General features: G+C 64.6%; 9 protein-coding genes. 7 read left to right on the forward strand and 2 right to left on the reverse strand.

Annotated elements, in window-relative coordinates; translation table 11 throughout:
• Window positions 1-10: 10 nt before the first annotated feature.
• The 6 genes from EOA49_RS27490 to EOA49_RS27515 all read left to right on the forward strand — a co-directional run bounded on the left by EOA49_RS27490 (window position 11) and on the right by EOA49_RS27515 (window position 6,428).
• Entirely contained in the window at window positions 11-1,471 is a 1,461-nt protein-coding gene (locus tag EOA49_RS27490; protein WP_127243465.1) for a hypothetical protein, read from the forward strand.
• A 258-nt stretch (window positions 1,472-1,729) separates the two neighbouring features.
• Entirely contained in the window at window positions 1,730-3,034 is a 1,305-nt protein-coding gene (locus tag EOA49_RS27495; protein WP_095799108.1) for an ABC transporter substrate-binding protein, read from the forward strand.
• 107 nt (window positions 3,035-3,141) lie between these two features.
• Window positions 3,142-4,023 (forward strand): branched-chain amino acid ABC transporter permease, encoded by an 882-nt coding sequence (locus EOA49_RS27500; RefSeq protein WP_127239957.1) that lies wholly within the window; start codon window positions 3,142-3,144, stop codon window positions 4,021-4,023.
• Complete coding sequence (locus EOA49_RS27505; RefSeq protein ID WP_127239956.1) at window positions 4,020-4,982, forward strand: branched-chain amino acid ABC transporter permease; 963 nt, start codon at window positions 4,020-4,022, stop codon at window positions 4,980-4,982. The genes EOA49_RS27500 and EOA49_RS27505 overlap by 4 nt, the downstream gene beginning before the upstream one ends.
• On the forward strand, window positions 4,979-5,707 hold the full coding sequence (locus EOA49_RS27510; protein WP_067324686.1) for an ABC transporter ATP-binding protein: 729 nt from the start codon (window positions 4,979-4,981) through the stop codon (window positions 5,705-5,707). The genes EOA49_RS27505 and EOA49_RS27510 overlap by 4 nt, the downstream gene beginning before the upstream one ends.
• Entirely contained in the window at window positions 5,700-6,428 is a 729-nt protein-coding gene (locus EOA49_RS27515) for an ABC transporter ATP-binding protein (RefSeq protein ID WP_067324011.1), read from the forward strand. Before EOA49_RS27510 ends, EOA49_RS27515 begins: the two co-directional genes overlap by 8 nt.
• A gap of 90 nt (window positions 6,429-6,518) precedes the next feature.
• Here the strand turns inward: EOA49_RS27515 and EOA49_RS27520 are convergent, their stop codons facing one another.
• Entirely contained in the window at window positions 6,519-7,919 is a 1,401-nt protein-coding gene (locus tag EOA49_RS27520; RefSeq protein WP_127239955.1) for a sodium:proton antiporter, read from the reverse strand.
• A gap of 58 nt (window positions 7,920-7,977) precedes the next feature.
• On the reverse strand, window positions 7,978-8,592 hold the full coding sequence (gene pncA / locus EOA49_RS27525; RefSeq protein WP_066996170.1) for a bifunctional nicotinamidase/pyrazinamidase: 615 nt from the start codon (window positions 8,590-8,592) through the stop codon (window positions 7,978-7,980).
• A gap of 224 nt (window positions 8,593-8,816) precedes the next feature.
• Between pncA and EOA49_RS27530 the strand changes: the two genes are divergently transcribed.
• The coding region (locus EOA49_RS27530) for an FAD binding domain-containing protein (RefSeq protein WP_127243466.1) at window positions 8,817-9,449 on the forward strand (633 nt) is incomplete at its 3' end.

Below are 9,449 nucleotides of genomic sequence, written 5' to 3' on the forward strand. Positions count from 1 at the left end.
TGCGGGGGAGATGTCCGGCAGGACAGAGGGGGGTGCGAAGGAGCACGTCGGTGGAAATCGACGGCTTCGAAATACGTCCTTCGCAATGGCGGCCTCATTCATACCTCTCCTCCCCACCCCCGCCTTCGCCCACGCCTCTGACCGCGGCCATGTCCTGCTTCTTCCCACGGGCTACTACATCGCTGGTGGCGCGCTTGCGGTGGCTGTCAGCTTTCTGACGCTGGCGCTGCTGCCGCCCGCCGCTCTTGACCGCTTCTGGCGCCGACGCCTCTCTTTGTTCACTGTCAGCGACCACCCGCGCACCGTCCTCAGCTTGCTTTCCTTTGCCGGCTTCGTGCTTCTCATCGCCACCGGCCTGTTCGGCAGCCGTGATCCACTCTCCAACCCCTTGCCTCTGGTGATCTGGACGCTGCTCTGGGCCGGTTTCACGCTGCTGCAGGGCGCACTCGGCGATCTCTGGTCCTGGCTCAACCCGTGGTACGGCCCCTGGCGTGTTGCATCTCGCGTCTTCAGCCTTCGCACTGACGAAGCCGACCCATCGCGCCTTCCCAAATGGCTCGGCTACTGGCCGGCGTTCGTCCTGTTCTTCGGCTTCGCCTGGTTCCAGCTCATCGATCCCGCGCCCGACGATCCGTCGCGCCTGGCCTTCGCCGCCGGCATCTACTGGCTGCTCAGCTTCGCCGCCATATGCGTCTTCGGCTACGGAGACTGGAGTCGGCGCGGCGAATTCCTCACCGTCTTTTTCTCCATGGTCGCCCGCTTCGCGCCTTTGCAGCGCGAGAAAGGCCGGCTCCACCTCGGCCGGCCCGGTGCGAAGCTGCTTTCCGCCTCGTCGCTGCCGGCAAGCGGCACGGCGTTCCTGCTGCTGGCGCTCTCGTCCGTATCCTTCGACGGTCTTTCCAAAACCTTCTTCTGGCTCGGCCTGTTCGGCGTCAATCCGCTGGAATTTCCCGGCCGCACCGCGTTGATCGGCATCGGCAGCTTTGGCTTGGTGCTGACATTCATCTTGTTGGCGGCCGTGTTCGCGCTTGCCGTTTCACTCGGCCAGCGCCTTGCCGGCGACGGGCAACCGTTCGAGAAAGCCGCCGGCCTCCTGGTTTGGTCGATCGTGCCGATCGCGCTCGCCTACCACATCGCCCACTACCTCACGGCGCTGCTCGTCGACGGCCAATACGCGCTGGTCGCTTTGTCCGACCCGTTCGCGCTCGGCTGGAACCTGTTCGGCACCGCCGACAGGATGGTCGAGGCGGGCGTTGTCGCCGGCGCCGAGTCGGCCTGGTGGCTCTGGAATCTGCAGGCCGGCGTCATCATCGTCGGCCATGTGCTGGCGGTCTTGATCGCACACGGCCTAGCCTGGCGACTCCACCCGCAGCCGTCGCGCGCGGCGCTCAGCCAGCTGCCGCTGACGCTTCTGATGATCGCCTACACCATATTCGGCCTATGGCTGCTTGCCACGCCGACGGCGGGATGAGACAAGGGCCCGTCATGACGCGCGCATGACCCCGAAAATCATGTTCGATTTTCGGAAAGGATCATGCGCAAAATGAAAGTGCTCCAGCGTCCTTTGCGCGTCCCCTAGAGGACGCGCGGCGGCGCTGGAGTGGAAGCTCGCTTGCCACGTCACGGCTTTGGTGATTTAGTTTGTACACATGCAATTTTCGCGTCCTCCGAGCGCGGAGGATCGAGCCGCCTTATTGCTGGTCAAAAAATTGAAAACAGGGGAACGGACATGGCTGACAAGAACGGATTTTTCGACCTCTCCAAAAGCACGCTTTCCCGCCGAACAGCGCTGAAAGGCATCGCCGCCGGCGCCGGCCTGGCGCTCGCGCCCGGCTTCGTTCGCTACAGCCAGGCGCAGAGTTCGGCGCCGATCAAGATCGGCTTCCAGTCGCACCGCACCGGCATCGGCGCCGCCTACGGCCGCTGGTACGAGAAGACGAGCGCTGCCGCCGTCAAGGCGATCAACGATGCCGGCGGTATCAGCGGCCGCAAGGTCGAGCTGGTGATCGAAGATGATGGCACCGATCCTGCCCGCGGCGCCGAGGTGGTCGGCAAGTTCGCCACGCAGCATAAGACCGACATCGTTTTCGGCACGCTGTTCTCGCATGTGGTGATCGGCTCGGCGCCCGCCGCCGGCGAAAACAAGATCCCCTATTTCGTGGTCAGCGAAGGCCACCACGTCGCCTCGACCAAGCTCAACCGCTACGTCTTCCAGCCCGGCATCACCGACGTGAAGAGCCAGATCCAGTCGATGGCGCCGTGGATCGCGGCGAATGCCGGCAAGAAGGTGACGCAGATCTTCCCCGACTTCGCCTTCGGCTACGACCATCGCGACTACCTGCCGCCGGCGTTGAAGGCGCAAGGCGCCGACGTGATCGCGCAGATCGCCATCCCCCCGACGGAGTCGTCCTTCACCAAATACTTCCCGCAGATCCCGGCCGAGACCGAGGTGATCTACCACGTCATGGTCGGTCCGGCCGTGCTCACGTTCGTCAAGGAACTCGGCGAGTTCTACGGCTCGCAAAGGCCGCAGCTCTTCGGCTTCATCGACTCCCTCGAGGCCGTCGACATCAACAGCCCCGGCCTCGAATTCCTCGACGGCAGCCATTTCTGGGAAGGCTCGCCGCGCTACGCGCAGCCCGATGACTCGGCCGCGCAGAAGGCCTATCGCGCCGCCGTCGGCATCGACGACAATGGCGCCGCCGTCGGCGACCCCAAGGACGTCTCCACCGCTGCCCACATGTTCGGCTGCTGGGAGACGCTCTATGTCGTCAAGAAGGCGATGGAGGATGCCGGCTACAAGGGGCCGGAAGACCGCGCCAAGCTGGTCGAGGCAACCGAAGCGCTGAAGGAATTCGCCGAAGGGCCGGAGCATCCGCAGGGTCCGAAAACCTTTAACGGCAAGATCCACCAATGCTTCGGCATCCAGAACATCTCCAAGGTCGAAGGCGGCAAGCTGAAGGTCGTCCATAAGACCAAGATCGAGGACGGCCTCTACGAGCCGGAAGGGGATTACACGACGCAAGCGTTGTGAGCGTCGACGTTTCACCGAGCGTGAGCGCCAAGCCACCCCCCTCTGTCCTGCCGGACAGTCCGGCAGGGCAGTGGGGGGTGCCTCGCGCATCCGCCGGTATCTAGCCCATGCACTTCGGACCCCACCTCCTGCTCGCCGCCCTGGAAGGCCTCGTCACGTCCGCCGTGCTGGCGCTGACGGCGCTTGGCCTGTCGCTGGTGTTCGGCGTCATGCGCATCGTCAATGTCGCGCATGGCGAGTTCTTCATGTTGGGCGCAGTGCTTGCCTGGGCGATCTCGACGGCGATTTCCGGCCATCCCGCGATCGGCTTCGTCGCCGCGCTGGTGATCGCGCCGTTGCTGGTCGGGCTGGTCGCGTTTCTTGCCGAATGGCTGGTGCTGCGCCGGCTGAACTACAATCCAGAAGGCACCATCGTCGCCACCATCGGCATGCTCTATATCATCCAGCAGCTGGCGCTGACCTTCTACGGCCCGGAAGCGCGCCCGGTCGAGCCGCCCTTCAACTACCGCATCCTGCTGCCGTGGTTCGGCTATTCAGGCTACAAGCTCTCGGTCATTGCCGCCTCCGCGGTTCTGCTGGTGATCACCTGGCTGGTGCTGACACGGACGAAAATCGGCCTGATCATGCGCGCCACCCAGTATGACCGCGAGACGGCGCAGGCCTTCGGCATCCCCGTCGAGCGTGTCTATGCCGGCGTGTTCGCCATCGGCGCCATGCTGGCGGCAATCGCGGCGGTGCTGATCGTGCCGATCAGCCAGGCGCACTACCTGATGGGGCAGGACCCGCTGCTGTTGTCCTTCATCGTCGTCATCATCGGCGGCCTCGGCTCATTGCGCGGCACGGTGGTCGCCGCCATTCTGATCGGCCTCTCCGACGGCATTGTCTCGGTGTTCTTCTCGCCGACCTTGGCCAAGATCATCGCCACGCTGGTGGTCGCCATGGTGCTGGTGTTCCGGCCGCAAGGCCTGTTCGGGACGACGGCACGATGAAGGATGCTTCCCCCGCGAAGACCTACGCGCTGCATATCGGCGTCATCGCGCTCCTGTTCGCGCTGAATTTCGTCCTGCCCGATTATCATCAGGGCCTGTTCGCGCGCATCATGGCGCTTGCCGTCTTCGCCATGGGCTACAACCTGCTCTTCGGCTATGTCGGCCTGCTCAGCCTCGGTCACGCCATGTTCTTCTCGGCCGGCCTCTATGGTGCCGGGCTGGCTGTCTATCAATTGGGCTGGGGCGTGCCGGAAGCCTTCGTCGCCGGGGTTGCCTGCGGCGCCCTGCTTGCCTTGGTCATCGGCCTGCTCGCGCTGCGCACATCGGGTGTGGCCTTCATGATCGTCACCATGATGTTCGCGCAGGTCTTCTATCTGCTCATCCTTTATTTCGCCGCCTGGACCGGCGGCGACCAGGGCCTTGTCATCCAGCAGCCGTCGAGAATAATCGCGATCGGCGGCGCATCGCTCGACCTGACCAATCCGACTGTGCGCTACATGAGCGCTCTGGCGCTGTTCTCGGTCGTGCTGCTCATCACGCTTGCCGTCGTTCGCTCCCGCTTCGGCCGCGTGCTGGTCGCCATTCGCGAGAATGAGGAGCGCACGAAGATGCTGGGCTACGACACCGTCGCCAACAAGCTCGTCGCCGTCATTGCCTCGGGCGCCATCTGCGCCGCGTCCGGTGCGGCTTACGCGCTGCTGTTCGGCTATATTGGATCGAGCTTCGCGTCGGTGCAGTATTCGATCCTGCCACTGCTCTGGGTGCTGCTCGGCGGCGCCGCGACCATTCTCGGGCCGCTCGTCGGCACGCTGCTCATGTATTATGTCACCGACATCACCAGTGGCTTCACCTCCGCCTATCTTTTGATCGTCGGCGTGGCGCTGATCGTGCTGGTGCTCTTCTTTCCGAAGGGCGTTCTGGGCAGCGTCCGCCAGCGCTGGCTCGGATGGTTGCCGTGATGCCGCTGCTCACCACCAAGGGTCTTTCGCGCCGTTTCGGGGGCTTGCGCGCCGTCGACGGCGTCGATTTCGCGCTGATGCCGGGCGAAATCCGCGCCATCATCGGCCCCAATGGCGCCGGCAAGACAACTTTCGTCAGTCTGCTCAGCGGCCGCATCCAGCCGTCCTCCGGCATGATCGTCTTCGACGGCGCCGACATCACGACCATGCCGGCTTACAAAAGGGTTCGCCTCGGCGTTGCCTACACCTTCCAGATCACCAGCGTCTTCGCCAATCTCACGGCCTACGACAATGTCGCGTTGCCGGTGCAGCGCACGCTGACCGACGGCCGCTCGAAGGGGCAGGTGAGGAGCGGCGTCATGGCGGCGCTGGAACGCACCGGCCTCGCCGACCGCGCCGGCACGCCGGCCGGCCAGCTTTCCTACGGCCACCAGCGCCTGCTGGAGGTGGCAATGGGCCTGGCGCTGAGGCCGCGCCTGCTGATCCTCGACGAGCCGACGCAAGGGCTGGCCGACAGCGAGATCGACAATTTCGTCCTACTGGTGCGCGAGATCGCCAAGCATGCCACCGTGCTGCTCATCGAGCACAACATGCCGGTGGTCATGCAGCTTGCCGACCGCATCACCGTCTTCAATTCGGGAAAGATTCTCGCTGAGGGCACGCCCGAGCAGATCCGCGCCAATGCCGAGGTGCAGGATGCCTATCTCGGAGCGACCCATGGCTGATCTCCCCGGCACCGAGAGCGGGCTGCTCGCCATTTCCGGCCTCGACTGTTTTTACGGCGAGGTGCAGGTGCTCTACGGGCTCGACCTTGTCCTCAACAAGGGCGAAGTGCTTTGCCTATTCGGCCGCAACGGCGCCGGCAAGACGACGACGCTGAAGGCGATCATGGGGCTGGTTCCGGCCGCTGCCGGTTCGATCAGACTGGCCGGCAAGGAGCTGACCGGACTTGCCGCACATGACGTGCCGAAGACGGGCGTCGCTTATGTGCCGCAGGGCCGGCGATTATTCGCCGACATGACGGTGGCGGAAAACGTCGAGATCGGCCTGATGACCCGCGGCAAGGGCAAGGCGACGCGGGAACGCGTCCTCGACCTTTTCCCGCTGTTGCGAGAGCGCTTGAAGCAACGCTCCGGCACGCTTTCCGGAGGCGAGCAGCAAATGCTTGCCATGGCGCGTGCGCTCTGCCTCGAGCCGCAGGTGCTTCTTCTCGACGAGCCCACCGAAGGGCTGATGCCCTCGATGATCGCCAAGATCCGCGAGACGGTGGCGAAGCTGCGCGATCTGGGCGTCTCGACGATCCTGGTCGAGCAGCGCGTCGACGCCGTGCTGTCGGTCGCCGACCGCATCTCATTCATCGAGAACGGCCGCAACCGCGAGACCGTCGATGTCGAGGAACTGCGCGCCGACCCCTCCGCGGTTCGGCGCTATGTGGGCGTGGGCTGAAGGTCACTGCGAAGCAGCGGGAGCTGGCGCCGAGCCCCACCCGGACCTGGCCCGACCTCCCCACAAGGGGAGGTAAAGCTCTGCACCGCTTCACCTAAAAAACAAAAACCCCGCGATCAAAAACGTCGGGATCAGCACCAGGCCGGACCACGCCATGTAGCCGAAGAAGCCCGGCACCTTGAAGCCGCGATGTCTGGCGATAGCAAAGACCATGAAGTTCGGCGCATTGCCGATATAAGTGTTGGCGCCCATGAACACGGCGCCGGCCGAGATCGCGGCGAGCGTGGAGGCCGCCTCCGTCATCAGGTGCCTGGCGTCGCCGCCGGCAAGCTCGAAGAACACCAGATAGGTCGGCGCGTTGTCGAGGAAGGACGACAGCGCTCCGGTCAGCCAGAAATAGGCGAGATCGTCGGGCTGGCCGTCCGCCGAGGTGACCAGCGAAACCAGCGGCGCCAGCGCCCCATCGTGCCCGGCTCTCAGGATGGCGATAACCGGCACGATGCAGATGAAGATGCCGGCAAACAGTTTCGCCACCTCGGCGATGGGCCCCCAACTGAAGCCGTTCGCTTCCCTGTGGTTTTTGTACGAGACTTTGAGCGACAGAAAGGCCAGCGCCAGGATGATCGCGTCGCGGACCAGGTTCTGCAGTTCAAGGCCGATGCCGAGGATCGGGATGCTGATGCCCGGCTTCCAGCTGGCGGAAAGCAGGATCGCACCGATCACGCCGGCCAGCAGCGGCAGGTTGGCGAGGCCGCGCAGGCGCACCTTCGTGTCCGGTGTCGGGTCCTTGATCTTCGGCAAGCCGCCCTCGCGGCGATGCAGCACGATGTCGAGCGCCAGGAAGATGATCAGCACCAGCCCGCCGGTGAACAGCGTCTCGCGCCAGAGGTTCGCGGTCGTCCAGAAGAAGTCGACCCCCCGCAGGAAGCCGACGAAGAGCGGCGGGTCGCCGAGCGGGGTCAGCGAGCCGCCGATGTTCGAAACCAGGAAGATGAAGAAGATCACCACATGCGCGTTGAACGGCCGGTTGTCGTTGGCGCGCAGCATCGGCCGGATCAGGATCATCGAGGCGCCCGTCGTGCCGATGACCGAGGCGAGGATTGCGCCGATCAGCAGCAGGCCGGAATTGACCAGCGGCGTGCCGTGGATGTTGCCGGCGACCAGGATGCCGCCGGAAATGGTGAACAGCGCGAACAAAAGGATGATGAAGGACAGATATTCTGTGAGCAGCGTGTGCAGCACCGCCTCGCTTGCCGCCGGCATGCCGAAAGCGATCGCCAGCGGAACCACGGCAAGTGCCGCCCACGCGGCGGCGATCTTGCCGTAATGATGCTCCCAGACATGATGGAACAGGAGCGGCCCGGTCGCGATCGACAGCAACAGGCCGGCAAAGGGCAGCGCCCACCAGAGCGACATCGCCGCGCCGGGCAGCTCATGCGCCTCGGCTGCGAAAACCGCTTGTGGAAAGGCGAGAAGGAGTGCGGTCGTCATGGTTGCCGCCAGCGCCTTCGCCAATGTCGCAAAGCCCCCTCGATGCCTCACGGCGCGGTCAGTCCGAAAGGTGATCTTCGAGCATCACCCCGGCCTCGCGCATCCGTTTCAGCATCGTGCCGACCGAGCCGTTGAGATCGATGCCGCGGCAGGCATCCAGCCGCACCGTCGTCTTGAAACCTTGCTTGGCGGCATCGAGTGCCGAGAAGGCGACGCAGAAATCGGTGGCCAGGCCGACCAAGGTGATGGTGTCGATGCCGCGCTCCTTGAGATAGCCGGCAAGGCCGGTTGGGGTCGTGTGGTCGTTCTCGAAGAAAGCCGAATACGAGTCGATCGCGGTGCGGAAACCCTTGCGGATGACCAGTTCCGCTTTGGTCCAGGCGAGCCCGGAATGGAAATCGGATCCAAGGCTGCCCTGGATGCAGTGATCCGGCCAAAGCGTCTGCGGCCCGTAGGGCATCTCGATCGCTTCGAAGGGCTGCTTGCCTGGATGGCTGGAAGCGAAGCTCGAATGGCCGGCCGGATGCCAGTCCTGCGTCAGGATCACGTGATCGGTCCGCCGGATCAGGTCGTTGACCAGCGGCACGATCTCGTCGCCGCCGGCCACGGCCAACGCGCCGCCGGGGCAAAAGTCGTTCTGCAGGTCGATGACGATGAGCGCTTCGTCGGCCATGCGGCCTCCCTTCTTTCTCGGCTTGGGCCCCAGTTGACGCGACCGGACACGGAACCTTGACCAGATGGCCGGCTGCGTCAACCTCCACCGGTATAACAAAGCCGTGGCCGACCACTTCGCTTTGACAATCGCGGCGAAGTTGATATCATTTGCATACGAATGAATTTGCCCGGCTGGACGGCGGCAGATTCCCTCGGAAAGGCCCCTTTCTGGGAAGGCAAAGCGTGATCCGTTACGCGAAACCCACCACGGTCGACGAGGCGCTCGCTCTGCTTGGCGAGGACCGCTGGCGCATTCTGGCCGGCGGCACCGATTTCTATCCGGCGCAGGGCGCGAAACCTTTCCGCGACAACATTCTCGACATCAATGGTCTCGCCGGACTGCGCGGCATCGCCGAGACGGACGACTATTGGCGGATCGGCGCCCGCACCACCTGGACCGACGTCGTGCGCCACAAGCTGCCCAGGGCGTTCGATGCGCTGAAGGCGGCCGCGTGCGAAGTCGGCTCGGTCCAGATCCAGAACGTCGCGTCGGTCGCCGGTAATCTCTGCAACGCTTCGCCCGCCGCCGACGGCGTGCCGGCGCTGCAGGTGGTCGATGCCGAAGTCGAATTGCGGTCGGCGAAAGCCACGCGCTACCTGCCGCTTGGCGGGTTCATTCTCGGCAATCGCCGCACGGCGCTGCAGCCGGACGAGATGGTTACCGCCATTCGTGTGCCGAAACGTTCGGCTGTCGGCTGGTCCGCCTTCGTCAAGCTTGGCGCGCGGCGTTATCTCGTGATCTCGATCGCCATGGCGGCGGCGCGTCTCGTGATCGAAGATGGCGTGGTCGCCGATGCTGCTATCGCTGTCGGCGCC

Origin of the sequence: Mesorhizobium sp. M1A.F.Ca.IN.020.04.1.1, assembly GCF_003997315.1 — a bacterium.
Taxonomy (GTDB): domain Bacteria; phylum Pseudomonadota; class Alphaproteobacteria; order Rhizobiales; family Rhizobiaceae; genus Mesorhizobium.